General features: G+C 53.8%; 20 protein-coding genes. 11 read left to right on the forward strand and 9 right to left on the reverse strand.

Annotated elements, in window-relative coordinates:
* Positions 1-6: 6 nt before the first annotated feature.
* Both AC2FNV_RS10660 and AC2FNV_RS10665 read right to left on the reverse strand, forming a co-directional pair.
* On the reverse strand, positions 7-1,425 hold the full coding sequence (locus AC2FNV_RS10660; protein ID WP_170603409.1) for a dihydrolipoyl dehydrogenase family protein: 1,419 nt from the start codon (positions 1,423-1,425) through the stop codon (positions 7-9).
* 3 nt (positions 1,426-1,428) lie between these two features.
* Complete coding sequence (locus tag AC2FNV_RS10665; protein ID WP_170478043.1) at positions 1,429-2,160, reverse strand: TVP38/TMEM64 family protein; 732 nt, start codon at positions 2,158-2,160, stop codon at positions 1,429-1,431.
* Between the two features lie 297 nt (positions 2,161-2,457).
* Here AC2FNV_RS10665 and rpmH point away from each other — a divergent pair, with 297 nt between their 5' ends.
* The 11 genes from rpmH (at position 2,458) to AC2FNV_RS10720 (ending at position 11,319) form a co-directional block, all read left to right on the forward strand.
* Entirely contained in the window at positions 2,458-2,592 is a 135-nt protein-coding gene (rpmH, locus tag AC2FNV_RS10670) for a 50S ribosomal protein L34 (RefSeq protein WP_012177012.1), read from the forward strand.
* Between the two features lie 29 nt (positions 2,593-2,621).
* Positions 2,622-3,047: a ribonuclease P protein component gene (gene rnpA, locus AC2FNV_RS10675; RefSeq protein WP_170603407.1), complete on the forward strand. Its 426-nt coding sequence runs from the start codon at positions 2,622-2,624 to the stop codon at positions 3,045-3,047.
* Positions 3,044-3,280: a membrane protein insertion efficiency factor YidD gene (yidD, locus tag AC2FNV_RS10680; protein ID WP_170603406.1), complete on the forward strand. Its 237-nt coding sequence runs from the start codon at positions 3,044-3,046 to the stop codon at positions 3,278-3,280. The genes rnpA and yidD overlap by 4 nt, the downstream gene beginning before the upstream one ends.
* Positions 3,281-3,330: 50 nt before the next feature.
* Positions 3,331-4,224 (forward strand): tRNA 2-thiocytidine(32) synthetase TtcA, encoded by an 894-nt coding sequence (gene ttcA / locus AC2FNV_RS10685; protein ID WP_170603404.1) that lies wholly within the window; start codon positions 3,331-3,333, stop codon positions 4,222-4,224.
* A gap of 200 nt (positions 4,225-4,424) precedes the next feature.
* Positions 4,425-5,837 (forward strand): putative bifunctional diguanylate cyclase/phosphodiesterase, encoded by a 1,413-nt coding sequence (locus AC2FNV_RS10690; RefSeq protein ID WP_367648146.1) that lies wholly within the window; start codon positions 4,425-4,427, stop codon positions 5,835-5,837.
* Between the two features lie 126 nt (positions 5,838-5,963).
* Positions 5,964-7,793, forward strand: coding sequence for a membrane protein insertase YidC (gene yidC / locus AC2FNV_RS10695; RefSeq protein ID WP_170477006.1), 1,830 nt, complete (start codon positions 5,964-5,966; stop codon positions 7,791-7,793).
* On the forward strand, positions 7,790-8,527 hold the full coding sequence (locus AC2FNV_RS10700) for an MOSC domain-containing protein (RefSeq protein WP_170477005.1): 738 nt from the start codon (positions 7,790-7,792) through the stop codon (positions 8,525-8,527). The genes yidC and AC2FNV_RS10700 overlap by 4 nt, the downstream gene beginning before the upstream one ends.
* Before the next feature lie 2 nt (positions 8,528-8,529).
* Entirely contained in the window at positions 8,530-9,177 is a 648-nt protein-coding gene (gene yihA / locus AC2FNV_RS10705; RefSeq protein WP_170603402.1) for a ribosome biogenesis GTP-binding protein YihA/YsxC, read from the forward strand.
* Between the two features lie 60 nt (positions 9,178-9,237).
* Positions 9,238-10,101 carry an acetylglutamate kinase gene (gene argB, locus AC2FNV_RS10710; RefSeq protein WP_496773258.1) on the forward strand — a complete coding sequence of 288 codons (864 nt, stop codon included), beginning with the start codon at positions 9,238-9,240 and terminating at the stop codon, positions 10,099-10,101.
* Positions 10,102-10,123: 22 nt separating this feature from the next.
* Positions 10,124-10,810 (forward strand): ferredoxin, encoded by a 687-nt coding sequence (locus AC2FNV_RS10715; RefSeq protein WP_170603400.1) that lies wholly within the window; start codon positions 10,124-10,126, stop codon positions 10,808-10,810.
* Positions 10,807-11,319, forward strand: coding sequence for a SixA phosphatase family protein (locus AC2FNV_RS10720; protein ID WP_170610744.1), 513 nt, complete (start codon positions 10,807-10,809; stop codon positions 11,317-11,319). Before AC2FNV_RS10715 ends, AC2FNV_RS10720 begins: the two co-directional genes overlap by 4 nt.
* A 30-nt stretch (positions 11,320-11,349) precedes the next feature.
* Here AC2FNV_RS10720 and AC2FNV_RS10725 read toward each other — a convergent pair whose 3' ends face one another.
* The 7 genes from AC2FNV_RS10725 to AC2FNV_RS10755 all read right to left on the reverse strand — a co-directional run bounded on the left by AC2FNV_RS10725 (position 11,350) and on the right by AC2FNV_RS10755 (position 18,461).
* Complete coding sequence (locus tag AC2FNV_RS10725; RefSeq protein WP_170476996.1) at positions 11,350-12,141, reverse strand: amino acid ABC transporter ATP-binding protein; 792 nt, start codon at positions 12,139-12,141, stop codon at positions 11,350-11,352.
* A 12-nt stretch (positions 12,142-12,153) separates the two neighbouring features.
* Positions 12,154-13,452, reverse strand: coding sequence for an amino acid ABC transporter permease (locus AC2FNV_RS10730; RefSeq protein WP_170476994.1), 1,299 nt, complete (start codon positions 13,450-13,452; stop codon positions 12,154-12,156).
* 3 nt (positions 13,453-13,455) lie between these two features.
* Positions 13,456-14,688, reverse strand: coding sequence for an amino acid ABC transporter permease (locus AC2FNV_RS10735; RefSeq protein WP_170476993.1), 1,233 nt, complete (start codon positions 14,686-14,688; stop codon positions 13,456-13,458).
* Positions 14,689-14,813: 125 nt separating this feature from the next.
* Positions 14,814-15,830, reverse strand: a complete 1,017-nt coding sequence (locus AC2FNV_RS10740) for an amino acid ABC transporter substrate-binding protein (RefSeq protein ID WP_170476991.1) — start codon at positions 15,828-15,830, stop codon at positions 14,814-14,816.
* Between the two features lie 206 nt (positions 15,831-16,036).
* Positions 16,037-16,744, reverse strand: a complete 708-nt coding sequence (locus AC2FNV_RS10745; RefSeq protein ID WP_170476989.1) for an ATP12 family chaperone protein — start codon at positions 16,742-16,744, stop codon at positions 16,037-16,039.
* 5 nt (positions 16,745-16,749) lie between these two features.
* Positions 16,750-17,421, reverse strand: coding sequence for an HAD-IA family hydrolase (locus AC2FNV_RS10750; RefSeq protein WP_170476987.1), 672 nt, complete (start codon positions 17,419-17,421; stop codon positions 16,750-16,752).
* Positions 17,418-18,461 carry an RluA family pseudouridine synthase gene (locus AC2FNV_RS10755; RefSeq protein ID WP_170610747.1) on the reverse strand — a complete coding sequence of 348 codons (1,044 nt, stop codon included), beginning with the start codon at positions 18,459-18,461 and terminating at the stop codon, positions 17,418-17,420. Before AC2FNV_RS10755 ends, AC2FNV_RS10750 begins: the two co-directional genes overlap by 4 nt.
* Between the last annotated feature and the right edge of the window lie 56 nt (positions 18,462-18,517).

Here is an 18,517-nt window from a genome sequence, read left to right on the forward strand (position 1 = left end):
TTCCAGTCAGGGAAGCCAGCGCTGGACGAACCTGACCGCACGTTTGACCGACTGATTCTCAAACAGCCTGGGCGAGAAATAGGCACCCGCGACACGTTTGTTAAGCTCTCCGATCGTCGGATAAGGGGAAACCATAGCGGCGATCTGGCTCATCTTCAGGTTATTTGCCAAAGCCAAAGACCACAAGTTGATCAATTCGCCCGCCTGATAACCCACAATTGTAGCTCCGACCGGACGGCCCTTGAACACCATGACCTTTATGAACCCCTTTGTCTTGCGTTCGGTCATGGCCCGATCGTTGTGGTGATAATCAAAACGCGCTACTTCCAGTCTTTCCCCATGCTGCGTGCGGGCCTGCACCTCGGTCAGACCGACCTGAGCCAATTCAGGATCGGTATACGTTGCCCATGGAATATGTGATGTCTTGGCCTTTGAGGGCAAACCAAACAGGGCCGATCGAATAATTATGCCCGCGTGATACCCGGCGACATGGGTAAATTGCATCCCACCAGCGACATCACCAATCGCGTAGACTTTTCGATTGGACGTCCGAAGGGTGTCATCTGTTTTGATCCCCGTCCGGGTCCGATCAATCCCTGCAGCTGCAAGATTCAGGTTATCAATATTGGCCTTTCGCCCAACCGCCAACAGCAGATGAGAGCCTTTGAAGACATTACCGGTTTCCGCGATTACTTCTATAGCGCCCTTTGTTCCACTGACTTGCGCTATCTTCGCCTGCTCATGAAGATTCACTCCTTCAGCGGACAGTTTGTCCAGCACCAATGATACGGCTTCGGGATCATCTTTCGCCAACGCACGGGCGCCTTCCAGTACTGTGACTTTGCAACCCAACCGAACATGCGCCTGCGCCATTTCCATACCTATCGGGCCGCCCCCAATGATCAGCAAGTGCTGGGGCTTTTCGCGCAAGTCGAAGATAGTTTCGTTGGTATAGTACGGTACTTGATCCAACCCCGGGATAGGCGGAACCAAGGGTAGAGACCCCGTGGCAATCACCGTGCGACGAGCGGTGATTACATAGCCTCCGGCCTGAACTTTGCTCCGAGAGATAAAGGACCCGTATTCCCGTATAACCTTTACGCCGAAACCCTCGAATCTCTCCTGGCTGTCCATCGGTTCAATCTGCGCGATGACGTCGTGGACATGATCTTTCACGGCGGAATAGTCCACTTGTGGCGATACACTCGCGACACCAAAATCGGATGAAAGCGTCTGTGCATTTGCCGCCTTGCCACTCGCAATCAACGCCTTGGAGGGCACACAACCGTAGTTCAGGCAATCCCCGCCCATCTTGTTGCCTTCCAGCAGAATGACATTTGCACCCATCTGACTTGCCCCGGCGGCTACGGACAACCCGCCCGACCCGGCACCTATTACCAGGATATCGGTTTTAAGTTCTTTCATGGGTCAGGCGTCCTTTTTGCCTTGGATAGATTTGATGAAGATTGGCAAAGCGGCCAAAAAACACAGACCTAGGATTGGCCCTATAACGAATGGTTCCCACAAAAGTGAAACATCTGGGTTTTCACCACGATCAAAAACTCCGCCCAGACCGACACCGATCCAAGTGTACACGATTCCCCCCGGTATAATGCCCAGCGCAGTCGTCAGTAGGAAGTTACGGAATTTCACGCCCACCAATGCCGGCACAAGATTGGCCACAAAAAACGGAACAACCGGAACAAGCCGCAACAGGAACAAAACTGAAATCTCATTTTCCCGTAGTCCTTCTTTCAGTTTTTTGACTGCCCCTTCAGAAGATTCCAGCCGCGCGGTCAGCGAAGCGCCCAAACCCCAACTTGCCGCCAGAAAAATAGCGGACGCTCCAATAGTCGCAGAGACCACGTTGAAAACTGTGCCCGCGTATAATCCGAAAAGAAACCCGCCGGTCATAGATGCGACTGCGGCTCCGGGCAATGAAAATGCGACAATAACGATGTAGATCACCATGAATCCCGTGGCCATCGACCAATAATGTGTATCGCGCCATCCTAGCAGCGCCTCTCGATTGTCGCGCAGGGTTTCGAAGGTCAAGTAGTCGCCCAGAACAAAGAACCCAAACACGGCAACGGCAAAGATAACCATCAATGGGACGTGCCTTAGGAACCCATTGCGCTGGGATTGCGTCGTTTCGCTCATCTGGCTATCCGCCTTAAATCGCTTCATTCTGCTGCCAAACATGCGATGCCAACGCGGTCAGAAACAGAGACCTCACGCGGCGTTGAACCATGTGACGACGATTGTGAGGGTTTTTCACCTAAAAACCAGTTTTTGAAACCTTTCAGCACAGCGGCATGAAAAATTGTTGCAAAAGGGAACAGAAACACGAGCAATAGGGTTTGACTTAACGCTTGCTAGCCAGTAGAGGACGGGCTTCGAACACCACGGGCAGGCGAATCCGCGACCTACCCGACCGCACAGATTGGAGACGGAGCGATGAAACGCACCTTTCAGCCATCGAACCTGGTACGCAAACGCCGCCACGGTTTCCGCGCCCGCATGGCCACCAAAGCCGGCCGCAAGATTCTGAACGCACGCCGCGCACGCGGCCGCAAGTCGCTGAGCGCATAGTAGCGCCCACTGACAAGGTTCTAACGTATATGATGCCGCCGGAGGCCCCTGAGGATGGTATAAACCAACCCGGGGAAACGCCCCCGGCGGCTTCTTTTATTCCGTCTCCGCATCTTTCAGTAATAAAAAAACGTTCTGATTTCTTGAAAGCTGCCCGGGCACTCAGACAAGGCACCCCGACCATGATGGTGCAAGCGCGCCAGCGTACCGTGGGCGAGGCGGAGGGAATTCGTGTCGGCTTCACCTGCTCGAAGAAAGTTGGCAATGCCGTCGCTCGAAACCGAGCCAAACGCAGGATGCGCGAAGCAGCGCGTGAGGTTTTGCCCCAACTGGGCAAAGACGGATGGGATTACGTACTGATTGGTCGTGCCGAAGTCACCGCAGACGGACCGTTTACGGCGTTGCTGGACGATCTGAGACGCGCATTGGGCAAACTCCACGGGGCGCAAAAATGACTCTGTTTGCACATTTACTCGCTCTGCCTGTTCGCGCCTATCGTCTTGTTTTTAGCCCTTGGGTCGGATTCAATTGCCGATATCAACCGACATGCTCTGCTTATGCTCTGGAGGCATTGGAAAAGCACGGCGCCGTCAAAGGAACGTGGCTTGCAGCCAAGCGAATTGGGCGCTGTCACCCCTGGGGCGGCAACGGCTATGACCCGGTTCCAGAAAAGCGTTCTGACAAATGAAAAAAGAGCGCACACTTGCCCGGTTGATCCATCTCCTGTAGGGGCAGCGCATGTTTGACGATGCAGACGATATCCATCCCCTTTTTGCGGGCGCTCCTTCGGCCACCGAGTTCAAAAAGTTGCGCAAGCGAATTGTTCGTCAAACCCGCGAAGCAATCGAGCAATATGGCATGGTGGACCCGTCCGCACATGGCAAAGATGGTAAAACACCGCGCTGGTTGATTTGCCTGTCCGGCGGCAAAGACAGTTATACTCTTCTCGCCGTTCTCTATGAACTTAAATGGCGCGGTTTACTGCCGGTTGACCTACTTGCCTGCAATTTGGATCAAGGTCAGCCCGGATTTCCTGCAACGGTTTTGCCTGAGTTTTTGGACCGTATGGGTGTGCCTCACCGGATTGAGTATCAGGACACCTATTCTGTTGTCGTGGACAAGGTTCCCAAAGGTCGCACTTATTGCGCATTGTGTTCACGCCTGCGCCGCGGAAACCTTTATCGCATCGCGCGGGAAGAGGGGTGTTCGGCCGTCGTGCTTGGGCATCATCGCGACGACATCCTAGAAACGTTTTTCATGAACCTGTTTCACGGTGGGCGTCTGGCGACGATGCCCCCGAAACTGGTGAACGAAGAAGGCGACCTGTTCGTTTATCGCCCACTGGCACATGTGGCAGAGGTTGACTGTGAGAAATTCGCCAAGTCTATGAACTATCCCATCATTCCCTGCGATTTGTGCGGAAGTCAGGACGGTTTGCAGCGGCAACAGGTCAAACAGATTCTGGATCAATGGGAAAAAAACACACCGGGCCGTCGTCAAGTGATGTTCAGAGCGTTGACCAACGCGCGTCCATCGCATCTTTTGGACTCGAAACTGTTTGATTTTATTAACCTGGCGACAGGTTCAAATAAAAATTCTGAAAATTCAGTCGAAATTCCTGACTTACGTTAACGACTGACTCAGATTGGTTTCCTACGGTTGAACGGAGCAACCCTGCCCCAGTCGAAGGCCGTAAGACCAATGCGGAAAATCCCGTTTGCTGTACGAACTCTGAATGCGCTTCGCACCGCGCTGTCAGGTCCACCGGCGCTGGCATTTGTGCCCGCTACCTGCCTGTCGGCTTTTTGGCTGGGGGGGGGGAGCTGGCATTGATGGCCGTTGCGCTGGGATTACCTTTAGCCTACGCAGCATTGAATGCTGCGGGTAGCCACTCTTTGACCGCGAAGGCAGCTGGTGCACGGCCCACCGGGGCGGTATCCACCGATATTTTTCACGATGAAATCCAAGCTATTTTGCAACAGGCCAAAAAATCCGGAGAAAACGCCGCCTGTGTTGCCGTTTCCTTTGACGACTATCCAGCGATGTTAGACCTTCACGGCCATGCAGCTGCCGATCATGTGAGTTCGCAATTTGTTGACCGCGTTCTGGCCGTTATCCGAGGTCAGGACATTTTCACTCAGATCAAGCCGAACCGTTTTTTGATTGGTTTGCACCCTTCGGCTCAACTGGATTTGGAAGCGTGCGTTCAAATGTCTGGCCGCATACAAAACACGGTAGAGGAACCATTTTTGCTGAACGGAGCCAGCGTCTATATGTCATGTTCAATAGGGTTTTGCATGCAGTCCAGCATCCCTGAGGCAGAACCGCAAGATTGGCTCGAGGCCGCTAATGCCGCCTTGGACGAAGCCCAGCGTAATGGCCCAATGACGATTCGTGCCTTTTCCTCGCAAACTCGCCGCAGGACATTGGTTCGAGCCAACTTGCGCAAAGACTTTGTAGCCGCACTCGACAATGGTGAAATTCGTCCGTGGTTTCAGCCGCAGGTCTCGACGGACACAGGAAACATAACCGGGTTCGAGGCGCTGGCACGTTGGGAACATCCTTCCAAAGGGATCATGGGTCCACAAATATTCTTGCCATTCGCCGAGCAAGCGGACCTGATGGGCCGCCTTGGGCAGGTTATTCGGCACCGTGCATTTTCTGCCATGCAAACCTGGGACATGGGCGGCACAAAAATACCTCGGATAGGTGTGAACTTTGCTTCAGACGAACTTCGCGATCCAGGATTGATTGATCGTCTGAAGTGGGAGTTGGACCAATTCGATCTAACACCTGACAGGCTTGCGGTCGAAATCCTGGAGACCGTATTCTCCCGACGCCCAGACGACGTAATTACTCGTAACGTAACCGGGTTAGCAGCACTTGGCTGTTGCATTGATCTGGATGATTTCGGCACCGGGCATGCTTCGATCGCTTCAATAAAACGTTTTGATGTCTCTCGAATCAAAATCGACCGGACGTTCGTTGCCAAGGCTGATCAGGACCCCAGCCAGCAACAGCTTGTCAGCGCCATTCTGACCATGGCTGAACGATTGAACCTGGAGACCTTGGCCGAGGGGGTTGAAACCGCAGGCGAGCACGCTCTCATGGCGCAACTGGGTGCGGATCACGTTCAAGGGTTTGGAATTGGCAGGCCCATGCCGTTTGAAAAAGCTCAAATCTGGATTGGCTCTCACCAAGCGAAACAAAAGGGTGCCCCGGAAATTGGGCGGAAAACCGGATAAGATTCGCGGGTCCAGGCCCACGAACTTAATGTCAGGGCGGATTCCGGGGCGATTCCACTTGACCTTTTGGGCTGCACTCTGTTGAACCCACCGGGTGTCTTTCACTGCGCAAGGTGGCTGTCCCCGATGGACGATCAGAATAAGAATCTAATCCTCGCAACCGCACTCAGCTTTCTGGTGATCCTCGTCTGGTTTGTATTGTTCCCCCCTCCGGAGCAGACCACAACCCAGGAACCCACCGAGATCAGCACCTCAGAGGTCGATGCGGTCCAGACGCCCAGCGCCGCTGGCACGACTGCAGTAGGCGAAGCAACAGCGGCGGCTGACGAAGTCCAACCAGAAGCGCAGGCACCTCGCGTTCAGATCGACACTCCTCGCCTATCGGGTAGCCTGTCCCTTTCAGGCGGTCGTATCGACGAGCTGTTTTTGAAGGATTACAAAGTATCCCTTGCGCCCGATGCTCCGATTGTCGAGTTGTTGTCGCCCGTGGGCGCGGAATCAGCTTATTATGCGCTCTACGGCTGGGCTCCCGGTTCCGGACTGGCTGGCACAGACGTTCCGGGGCCAAATACAATGTGGTCATTGGAACAAGGCGAGATCCTCGGTGTCGACACGCCAGTCACATTGGTATGGAACAACGGAAACGGGCTTACGTTCCGCCGTACCATATCTGTCGACGAAGATTACATGTTTTCGGTCACTCAATCGGTTGAGAATGCAACCGGAGCAGAGGTGGGATTGGCGCCGTACGGCATTCTCGCGCGTCATGGCATAGGCGAAGACGGTGACCTGCCCGGCCTTAAGAATTTTTTCATCCTGCACGAAGGCGTTATCGGGATGGCCGACGGGACCTTGGCCGAGATTGACTATGGCGACGTGCGGGACTTCGACATTGACCCAAATGAAGGTGCGCAGGCCGAAGTGTTTCAGGTTAAGGAAGACGGTTGGATAGGGTTCACCGATCACTACTGGATGACCACCTTGATCCCTGAGCCCGGATCCGCATTCAAAGCAGCAGCGAAGTACGATGCCCGACGGAAAATCTACCAAACGGAAACCGTTCTTCCGACACTTACGGTTGAACCGGGTCAGTCAGCCGAAGTAACCACCAGACTTTTCGCCGGCGCGAAAGAGTGGGAAGCCATTCGGGAATATCAAGCCCAAGGCGTTCAAAAGTTCATCGACAGTATTGATTGGGGTTGGTTCTTTTTCCTGACAAAGCCGATTTTCTGGTTGCTTCACAATATCAACGTCCTGATTGGCAACATGGGTTGGTCAATCATCGGACTTACGCTGATCATTAAGGCAATTCTGTTTCCGCTGGCCTATAAGTCATATGTCTCGATGGCCAAGATGAAAGAGCTGCAGCCACAGATGGAGGCCCTGAAAGAAGCCGCAGGCGATGATCGTCAGAAGATGCAGCAAGGTATGATGGAGCTGTACAAGAAGGAAAAGGTGAACCCGGCCGCCGGCTGTTTGCCCATCTTGATGCAGATCCCGATCTTCTTCTCTTTGTACAAGGTTATCTTTGTCACAATCGAACTCAGGCAGGCTCCGTGGTTTGGTCCGTTCCGGGACCTTAGCGCGCCTGACCCGACGTCCATCATGAACTTCTTTGGCCTGTTGCCATGGGCGGGACCAGAACCCGGCACTTTGATGGCGACCATCTTCCTCGGTATCTTACCGCTGTTGCTGGGTATTTCGATGTGGTTGCAGCAAAAACTCAACCCCGCGCCAACCGACCCGACACAAGCAATGATCTTTGCTTGGATGCCATGGGTATTCATGTTCATGCTGGGCAGCTTTGCAAGCGGATTGGTCGTGTACTGGATTGCGAACAACACAATCACGTTCATACAACAGTATATGATCATGCGAAGCCAGGGCTACAAACCGGACGTTTTCGGCAATATCAAGTCCAGTTTCAAGAAAACACCTAAGACGGATGACAAATGAGCGGGCGGGTGACCGGTCTGTGGCGCCACCCCATAAAAAGCCATGGGCGAGAACCCTTAACTGACGTTACAGTGACCCCCGGGCAAACTTTGCCCGGGGATCGCGTTTGGGCAGTGGCGCACGAAGCATCTAAAGCAGATGGATCGGAATGGGTACCTTGTGCCAATTTCAGCCGCGGCGCGAAAGCACCCGGCTTGATGGCAATTTCCGCGAGATTGCGTGGTGATCAAGTAACGCTAAGCCACCCAAAACGCCCTGATCTGACGTTCCACCCGGACGAAGAGCAGGAAGTCTTTCTGGATTGGATCAAACCCTTAATGCCAAGCGACCGGGCCGCATCAACACATATCATACGCGTACCTGGCCGAGGAATGACCGACAGCGATTTCCCGTCTATCAGTCTTTGCAATATGGCTTCACATCGCGCTGTCGAACAAAAACTGGGGAAAAAACTTTCGGTTTGCCGGTGGCGGGGAAACATATGGTTCGACGGGCTGCCGTTATGGGAAGAATTTGACTGGGTCGGACGTGACGTCCGGGTCGGTCAAGCTGTATTTCGGATCAAGGAACGAATATCCCGATGTCTCGCCACGACTGCGAACCCAGAGACGGGCAAGCGCGATGCTGACACTTTGGGCGCACTAAACAGTTGGAACCATCAGGATTTCGGCGTAAATGCAGAAGTGCTGGAAGGCGGCGAAATCCTACTGGGCGACAAGGTTGAGGTTCTGTGAAAATGCTGCAGTTCCCATTGGCCGAAGACCCCGACGCGATTTCGCGGGAAGCTGGACGCAAGTTTTTTGCCGGGCCTTCAGAATTCGTCAAGGGCGTCGTCGCCATGGACGGACTGCCCAGCCCAGACCGTATAGAAGTTTGTTTTGCCGGACGTTCCAACGTTGGAAAATCAAGCCTGATCAATGCGCTGACAGGTACTAAGGGGCTCGCCCGGGCCTCTAACACACCCGGTCGCACACAAGAGATCAACTTTTTCACGCAAGGTCCCGAACTTTATCTAGTAGACCTTCCGGGCTATGGGTATGCAAATGCGCCTCTCAAGGTCGTGGAAAAATGGCAGAAGCTGCTAAAACAATATCTGAGCGGTCGCCAGACACTGCGTCGGGCTTTTGTCCTAATCGATGCGCGACACGGTGTTAAGTCAGTTGATGACGAGATCATGAAGCTTTTGGACGCCAGCGCGGTAACGTTTCAATGCGTTCTAACCAAAGCCGACAAAGTAAAGGTGAAGGATCGCGAAAAGGTACTGGAACAAGTCAGAGGAGCGCTTGCCAAACACCCCGCCGCTTTTCCTGAACTTGTTATGACGTCATCTGAAAAAGGGGACGGTATACCAACGCTTCGTTCAATCATCGCGCATCTGGAATAGCTTGGCCCTTGGCAGCGCCACCCAAAGCCCCTAACACGGAACGCCAGAGGGACCTAAGCGATGAAGACAAGAGACATGAACCGGGATTGGATCGCAACTGCAGCCACGCTAAACAGCGCATTGCCTTATTTGCAGCGCTATGACGGAGCCGTCGTAGTTATAAAGTTGGGCGGGCACGCAATGGTCAGTGACGAAGCAATGGAAAGCTTTGCCCGTGATGTCGTGTTGATGCGACAGGTTGGGGTAAATCCCGTTGTTGTCCACGGCGGCGGACCCATGATCAATGCAATGCTGGATAGGCTGAACATCCAGTCCGAGTTCGTCGGTGGCAAACGCGTGACCGACGCCGCGACAGTCGAAGTGGTCGAGATGGTACTATCTGGCTTGGTCAACAAGCGAATTGTACAAGCAATCAATTCGCAAGGCGGCATGGCAGTTGGCTTATCCGGAAAAGACGCCAATTTAATGATCTGCGAACAAACGGATGCATCGCTAGGCTTTGTCGGATCTCCGTCAGAGATGAACCCCGAAATTCTGCACGATTTATTTACGCATGACGTGATACCGGTCATCGCCCCCTTGGGCGCTGGCAAAGATGGGGAAACCTACAATGTAAACGGTGACACTGCTGCAGGAGCGATTGCGGCAGCATTAAAAGCGGACCGTCTTTTGCTTCTCACGGATGTATCGGGCGTCAAGAATGCCGCAGGCGATGTTGTCACAGAGCTCACAGCGGGTCAGATCCGTGAGATGACCCTAGCGGGCACCATTGCCGGCGGTATGATCCCAAAGACCGAGACGGCGCTGGATGCGCTTCACAGCGGTGTACGCGCGGTGGTCATTTTGGATGGACGCGCGCCAAATGCTGTGTTGCTGGAACTTTACACTGAACATGGCGCGGGATCTCTGATCCGTCCGGATTAACCGATGACAAGGCTCAGCAATCATGGCCGATCAACTAAAAGTTTCGGGGTCTGGCGCACCATTCTCAAGCGTAGAACAAGCCGTTCTGGATGCACACCTCATCATCATGGGTTCGCTACACCCACGGCGAGTTGAAACTAAACGCTTGGATAGCGGTACATTGATACTTTTGGGCGCCGGGGAGGTTTTTTGGCCAGCTTTGAAGGCTTCTCCGGAGTGGAAGGACGGGCAATCAGATCCGGTCGATCGTTGGTCTAAACGTGTGATCAACGATTTGGCAAACGAACTTGGTGCGCGCGCCTATTATCCGTTTGGCGGACCGCCCTATGCTCCGTTCATTGATTGGGCGCTGAAATCTGGACGCACGTTCAGTAGCCCGGTCGGCGCACTGGTACATGACAGCGTTGGCATGATGATCTCTTTCCGAGGCGCGCTGCATTTTACCAGTGAGTTTCCCATACCCAAGCCGATCAGCACTTCACCTTGCACTGATTGCCCAGCCCCCTGCGCATCTGCGTGCCCAGTCGGTGCGTTGAATTCTGACAGTTTTTACAACGTCGATGCATGCCATGATTATCTAAATACCGATGCCGGACAAACCTGCATGTCTGGCGGTTGCCTTGCCCGCCTTGCATGTCCATTGAGTGCTGGGTCAAAAAGGAAAGCAGAGCAATCCGCGCACCACATGCGAGCATTTCATCCATCATGACCCGCACTTTGATCCTGACACGCCACGCGAAATCCAGCTGGGACACCCCAGCGTTGAGCGACCATGACCGACCGCTAAATAAAAGAGGTCGCAATTCCGCAGCGGCGATTGGCGAATGGTTGCGCGACAATAATTGGCTACCGGATGAAGTTCTGAGCTCGTCCTCGACCCGGACGCGTGAAACATGGGACAGGATTGGGCTGTCGGCATCCAACGTCAACTTTACGCGCGATCTATATCTGGCTGAGCCTGAAGACATGCTGGCTTGTCTTGCAGCGGCAAGTGGAGAAACTGTGCTAATGCTTGGACACAACCCAGGGATCGCAGAGTTCGCCAGTTTGATCGTGCAAAAAGCTCCGCCGCACCCACGGTTCTTGGACTACCCAACCTGCGCCACTTCAATAATTCAGTTCGACATTCAAGATTGGTCGCGTGTTCGATGGGGCAGTGGCAAAGTTCTTGGTTTTGCTATTCCACGAGAATTGCTGGAACACAAAAGGCGGGGCTGAACCCCGCCTCTTTTGGGTATTTCACATGATTTAGTGGCCGAGAATTTGGCTGAGGAACAGCTTGGTCCGTTCACTCTGTGGATTATTGAAGAACTCTTCTGGCTCGTTCTGCTCCACGATCTGCCCGGCATCCATAAAAATAACGCGGTTTGCGACCTGACGAGCGAACCCCATCTCGTGCGTCACGCACAACATGGTCATGCCTTCTTCGGCAAGTTCGATCATGGTGTCGAGCACCTCTTTGATCATTTCCGGGTCAAGCGCCGAGGTAGGTTCATCGAACAGCATGATCCGGGGCATCATGCAAAGGCTGCGTGCGATAGCAACGCGCTGCTGCTGACCACCGGACAACTGACCCGGATACTTGTCAGCTTGCTCAGGAATCTTAACCTTTTCCAGGAAGTGCATCGCGCGCTCTTCAGCTTCCCTCTTGGGCGTTTTTCTTACCCAGATTGGCGCAAGTGTGCAGTTCTCCAGAATGGTAAGGTGCGGGAAAAGGTTGAAGTGTTGGAACACCATCCCCACCTCGGACCGGATCTTGTCGATGTTCTTCAGGTCGTTCGACAATTCGATCCCGTCGACAACGATCTTACCCTGCTGGTGTTCTTCCAGCGCGTTCAGACAGCGGATCAGAGTAGACTTACCGGAACCCGAAGGCCCCGCGATTACGATCCGCTCGCCCTGATTGACGGTTAGATTGATGTCCCGAAGCACGTGGAACGATCCGTACCACTTGTTCATTGCGTTGATTTCGATGGCGACCTCGTCGCTCACCTGCATTTTGGAGCGGTCGATTTCGCGGTCAATTGCAAGTTCAGACATGCGTTGAACTCCTTAACGATGATCGGTGGCAAGGCGACGCTCGAGCCACTGTGAATATTGAGAAATGCCGTAGCAGACGACAAAGAACAGAAGCGCGGCAAAACCCAGTAACTCCCAATAGACGCCGTTCCACTCGGTAGACGCCAGAATTGGGCCCCGGATCATGCCCACCAGGTCGAACATCGAGATGACCGAAACCAGTGTGGTGTCCTTAAACAGGCCAACAGCCACGTTCACGATACCAGGGATCGAGATTTTCAGCGCCTGAGGCAGAATGATCAGCCGCATTGCCTGCGGGTAATCAAGGCCCAGACTGTCTGCTGCTTCGTACTGCCCGCGCGGTAGGGCGGCCAGACCGCCTCGAATGACCTCAGCGATATAGGCTGCCGAAAACATGGTGATCATAATCACCACACGCAAGAACAGATCAACTGTGCTTTCCGGCGGGAAGAAATAAGCCAGCATCACCGACGCCACGAATAGCAGCGTGATTAGCGGCACGCCACGGATGAACTCGATGAAAATGACACTTACCCATTTGATTAATGGCATGTCTGATTGACGCCCAAGAGCCAGGGCAATGCCCAGTGGAATGGACAGCGACACACAGGTAACGCCAAGCATCATGTTCAGCATGAAGCCGCCCAGGTCACGGCTGGGAACAGCCGTCAGCCACGCGTTCTCGGAGGCTCCTTCGGGGATTAGCGCGCCGCCAACATTCCAGACGACCAGCGCGACAACGATTGCTCCAAAGAAACCTGCGGCGAAACTGTTCTTGCCAAACTTCTGGAACACAGCACCACCGGCAACACAGCCCAGCAGAGCCACGAGTGGAACCAAAATGGTGCCACCCCAGATCAGCCAGAAGGCCAAGAACGGGTAGAGCGCCGTGAACACCAGCATTTTGCGCGGCAAATCGAAGAATAGAACCGGCGCAAAGGCTACCAGCATCAGGATAAAGGCCAGATTTGGTCGCCAATAGGCATCAACGGGATATTTGAACCCGTAGATCAGTTGTGGCCAACGTTCAGTCAGCACCGCAAAACATGCGCCTGTCTTTCCATCCAGGATTTCTCGACACTCAGCCAACGAGTTAGCTTGCCAAACCCCGTTCAAGATCCACGGCAACGTGTTCTTGAGCAGAAGGTAAATCAGGATCAACGACAGAACGGTCAAGATAGTGTTCGTGACACCTGAAAACAGGTTTTCACGTAGCCACTTGACCACTCCGGTTTCTCGTGCCGGAGGCGGCGAAGGAGGAATTGTGCCTTCCGCCACGAATGCGATCGGGTTTGTTGTTTGATCGGCCATGGCTCAGCGCTCCTTCAACTTGACGGATGCGTTGTAGATGTTCATCACCATCGAGATCAGCAGCGAAGCTGTCAGATAGAAGAGCATCAATAGCAATACACACTCAATCGCGCGACCCGTCTGGTTCAGCGTGATACCGCCTAAGGTCGCAGTGATGTCGGCATAGCCAACAGCAATCGCCAGCGACGAGTTCTTGGTGATGTTGAGGTACTGAGATATCAGCGGCGGAATGATAACCCGCAACGCCTGTGGCAGGATCACAAGATTCATGACGCGCCCAGGACGCAGCCCCAAAGCAGCCGCTGCCTCTGTCTGACCTTTCGAGATCGCTTGGATGCCAGCACGGACGTTTTCCGCGATAAACGCGCCAGTATAAATCGAAAGAGCAAACCAAAGCGCGATAAGCGGACCGCCTACCTTAATACCACCGCTGAAATTAAAGCCTTTCAGCGCGGGAACGTCCCACGTGAGTCCCATTAGGAACATCAGGATGGCAAATGGGACCAGCCAAACAGCCAGATTCAAGATCATAGTCTTTGGCCGTTCACCCGTTTCTTCTTGCGTTTTTGTAGCGCGCCTGTCGATTTCACGGGTCGCAAACCACGACCCAACCAACACTGCCAGAACCAATAGCCAGTTCAATATAGTCGCGCCGAATAGGCCATTGGCAAATTCAGGCCGGGGAACATAAACACCACGGTTGGTGAAAGCAAACAGGTCAAACAGCATGCTGGAGGTCGGGTTTTCGCCCCGAAAGGCGCGAGGCCCCGGCAGCACCGCCGTCATGATCGTGAAAATGATGATGATCCAGATCAGAACCGGAATATTTCGGAAAATCTCGACGTAAATCGCCATCAGTTTTGAAACAAGCCAGTTATTCGACAGCCTCAGAACACCGGCGACCACGCCGAAAATCGTTGCTGTAATACAGGCTAGAAAGGCTACCAGCAGTGTATTTAGGATACCCACAACAGCCGCACGTCCGTGCGAAGACTGGCTATCATATTCTATCAAACGCTGGTTGATATCGTACCCGGAGGGATCCCCCAGGAACGAATAGGAAATGTTAAGGCCCGCGGCCCTCAGGTTCTGGATAAGGTTGTTGCCAAGATACCAGATACTAAGCGCAATAACGATGGCCGCGATCACCTGAAATGTTAACGAGCGATAGCGGGTATCGTTTATGAGCATCGACAACCGAAAATCAGCTTTCGGCGGGTCTGTCATGGTCGACATATTATGGAGTCCCCGTGGCTTGCGGATTCTTCTGTCTTGGCGGGGTTGACCCCACTCTGTATTTGTCCGCAGCTTTTAGTTACGAAAAGGGCGCAGGTTGCCCTGCGCCCTTTCCAATTGGTGTCTTAACGGAACGGCGGTGAGTACAGCAGGCCACCTTCGGTCCACTGCGCGTTCAGGCCGCGTGCCAGACCAATCGGCGTTTCCTCACCGATATTGGTCGCAAAGATTTCACCATAGTTGCCGCCGGCTTTGATGGCTTTTGCAGCCCAGTCGGCGTCCAGTCCAAGCATCTCGCCCAAGGTGCCTTCGGTACCCAGCAGACGGTTGACTTCTGGATTGTTGGTTCCAGCTGCCATCTCGTCAATATTTGCCGAGGTAACACCCAGCTCTTCAGCCGAGATCAACGCGTTCAGTGTCCAACGTACAACGTCGCCCCACTCGTGGTCGCCGTGACGGACCAGCGGGCCCAGAGGCTCTTTCGAGATGATTTCGGGCAGCAGTACGTGATCACCAGGGTTTTCGAACGTAGCGCGAGTCGCCGCCAGGCCCGAAGCATCAGTGGTGTAAACGTCACATGCACCAGCCAGATACTGTTGCTGCGCTTCTGCGTTTGTTTCGATTGGAACCGGCTCGTAGCTGATGTTGTTCGAGCGGAAGAAGTCCGCCAGATTCAGCTCGGTGGTGGTGCCGGTCTGGATGCAGACGGTTGCGCCATCCAGTTCCTTAGCCGAGCTGACGCCCAGTGCCTTGGGAACCATGAAGCCCTGACCGTCATAATAGTTAACGCCGGTGAATTCGAATTTCAGATCGACGTCGCGGCTGAATGTCCACGTGGTGTTACGGGCCAGCATATCGATTTCGCCCGAAGCCAGCGCGGTAAAGCGTGTTTTACCGGTGGTTGGAACGAATTCCACAGCGCTGGCATCGCCCAGAACAGCAGCAGCAACTGCGCGACAAAGCGAAACGTCAAAGCCTTTCCACTCGCCATTTGCGTCTGGTGCCGCAAAGCCGACCAGACCAGTTGTAACGCCGCAGTTCAGCTTGCCGCGCGCTTTGACATCGTCCACGGTACCCGCCGCAGCTGCACCGGCAGCCAGACCGGCAATCGTTGCCGCGCCCAAGATTACGGATTTTTTCATTTTTACCTCTTCCTGATTTTCCGTCCCTTTTTAGGGACAGTTCGATCCGACATTTTCATGCCGGAAAGGTTATCCAAAAGGTGTCTCCCCTTTAGTGGCCTGAGTTTGGGCGCATTCATTGACAAACGTCAAGGGCAGGATCAAGTAAATCGATGAGTCAGAGGCACAGGTTTTTGTTGTCACGCACTAAAAACGCGCAACAAGGATCAAAAAGATAGATCAAAGAAGCGTTTGGCGTGCAAAAAGGCGGCCCTTTTTGTTTCCGATACCGCGTCTGCCTCATCATCATGACCCCATTGTTCTATCTGCCAAAGCTCGTCCAACCGGGAAATTGTCCAGATTTCCGATGCCTCGCGCCAGCCGTGTGCCGCCGCAAACCCCAGGATCAATGACCCCGATAGACTGACAAGATCGTGAAAAGCCGCCAGTTTGAAGGCATCCAGCGCATGGACTTTCTTCCGTAAGGTTTCAACAGCTTCAGTAGGTTGGGGCTGATGCAATACGCCAACTACCGGATACAGGCGAGCACCCAAGGTATCGGCCGCCCAGTCCAACGCTGGGTCCCATTGTTCAGCTTGGCGCATTTGCAGCGCCTCTGGATGCGTGGCGCGATAACAGAGCAAGTCCGAATCACCATAATCGGCAAGCATGTCCGCTACTTCGGCATGTTGAATACGCACCTTATCGATTGCTGCATTGGCAGAACGGGTAAAAGGCATCGTGTTTGGATCCACGACCTTTTCTTGCGCATCCCATTCTTCGGCAACGGCTTGCGCCATAGCACTCGTGGGCAGTATTAGCCCTTCCTTTGCCGGGGTTCTGACACGCCGACCATCAAGCTCAACGGTGAACCCGTCTTCTGTCTGGACAACGACACTATCGGTCCAGAAACGTTTCGGTTTCCAATCGCTCATGCCATTTATTCCCAAATCTCGGCCAGCACACTCGGCAAAAGGTCAAAACTGTCGATCACAGAAACTGCTGCTGTAAGCGATGACCGATGGTGATACCCCCAACTGACGCCGATGCCAGCCACCCCAGCAGCAGACGCCATTTCCATGTCAAAACTGGTATCGCCAATCATTGAGGCGTTTTCCGCAGCGACTCCTGTTTCTGCCAGCGCTGTATTTATCATCGAAGGGTGTGGTTTCGACGGATGATGATCGGCAACCTGACGGGTCACGAAAAACCGTTCAAGATCATGTGCTTCCAATAAAGCGTCCAATCCACGCTGCGACTTTCCGGTTGCAACGCCCAGCAGGATTTCCGGCACTGAATGCAACGTCTCAATAACCTTGCGTGCTCCTGGATAAAGCGGTGAATTGGCTGCACCCTTCTCCAACCTGTTCGCATGATAGGCTTGTTTGTATCCTTCAACCAGACGTTCCTGTACCTTTAGGGAATGTTCCGGCGCCAACTGGCTTATTGCCTGCGGCAATGACAAGCCCACAATCGACAGCGTCTCGGAGCGAGGCGGGGCGTTCAATGAAAGCGCCTCGAAACTTGCTGTCATGGCGGAAACGATGCTGCCTTGGCTATCGACCAGGGTGCCATCGACGTCAAACAGCACCAACCGCAACGGAGCGGTCATTGCAACTCCTCAAACGGGTCGTCCGCCGCTAGATCTTCGGTCCAGCCAAGTGTGTCCCAACTGCTTTTCATATGATCCGGCAGAAGGGCCGAGATGGTTATTGGCTTGTGTGACACCGGGTGTTCAAAGGACAGAGTCCGCGCATGGAGGTGCAGTTTTCGGCTGATAATTCCACCCAGTTGCGCACCCCAACCATCGCCTAGGTTCTCCTGGCCCGATCCTCCGTATTTCCCGTCACCGATTATTGGATGGCCAATAGCTGCCATGTGTGCCCGCAATTGATGCGTGCGGCCTGTTACAGGTTCCAATGCGACCCAAGCCGCACGACCCGCAACGCGGTAAAGAGTGGCATAAAGCGTATGTGCGCGCTTGGCACCCGAGGTGGTGTCAATTTCATTTAAGTGAACGGCGATCATCTTTTCGCCTTCACCTTGCTTACCGTGACCTGGAGCTTTAACCAGCCCAGTCTTGATCTCACCCAGATATGGTGTTGGGACCCCCGCAACTAGCGCCCAGTAAATCTTACGAGTATTGCGGTGGCGGAACGCGGCCGTCAGCCCTTTGGCCGCCTCTCGCGTACGCGCCATCAGCAAAACACCCGAAGTGTCTTTATCCAGCCGATGTACCAGGCGTGGGTTTTCTTCAAAACCGAATCTCAACGCTTCGGAAAGGCCATCGACATGGCGCGTTTGTCCGCTACCGCCCTGCACCGGCAACCCGTGAGGCTTATTTAGCGCAAGAACGTGATCGTCTCGGTAGATCACGCAGGATTGGATCATCTTGGCATCAGACTCAGAAATTCTTTTTTTGGTTTCCGTCGGTTTGTGATCTGCATCAGGCAACGGTGGGATACGAACAACTTGACCCGTTTCCAATCGGGTCGAAGCCTTAACCCTGCCTCCGTCGACGCGCAATTCACCCTTGCGGCACATTTTTTCAATACGACCTTGGCCGACATGCGGAAACAATCGACGCAGCCAACGATCCAACCGCTGGTCGCTGTCTCCTTCTGCAACAGTGACGATTTGCACGCCAGTCATGCCATTGTCCCTTATTTCAAACGGCAAACGCGTTCGAATTGAATCTATAATATCCC

Source organism: Ruegeria sp. BHSA163, from assembly GCF_059613365.1.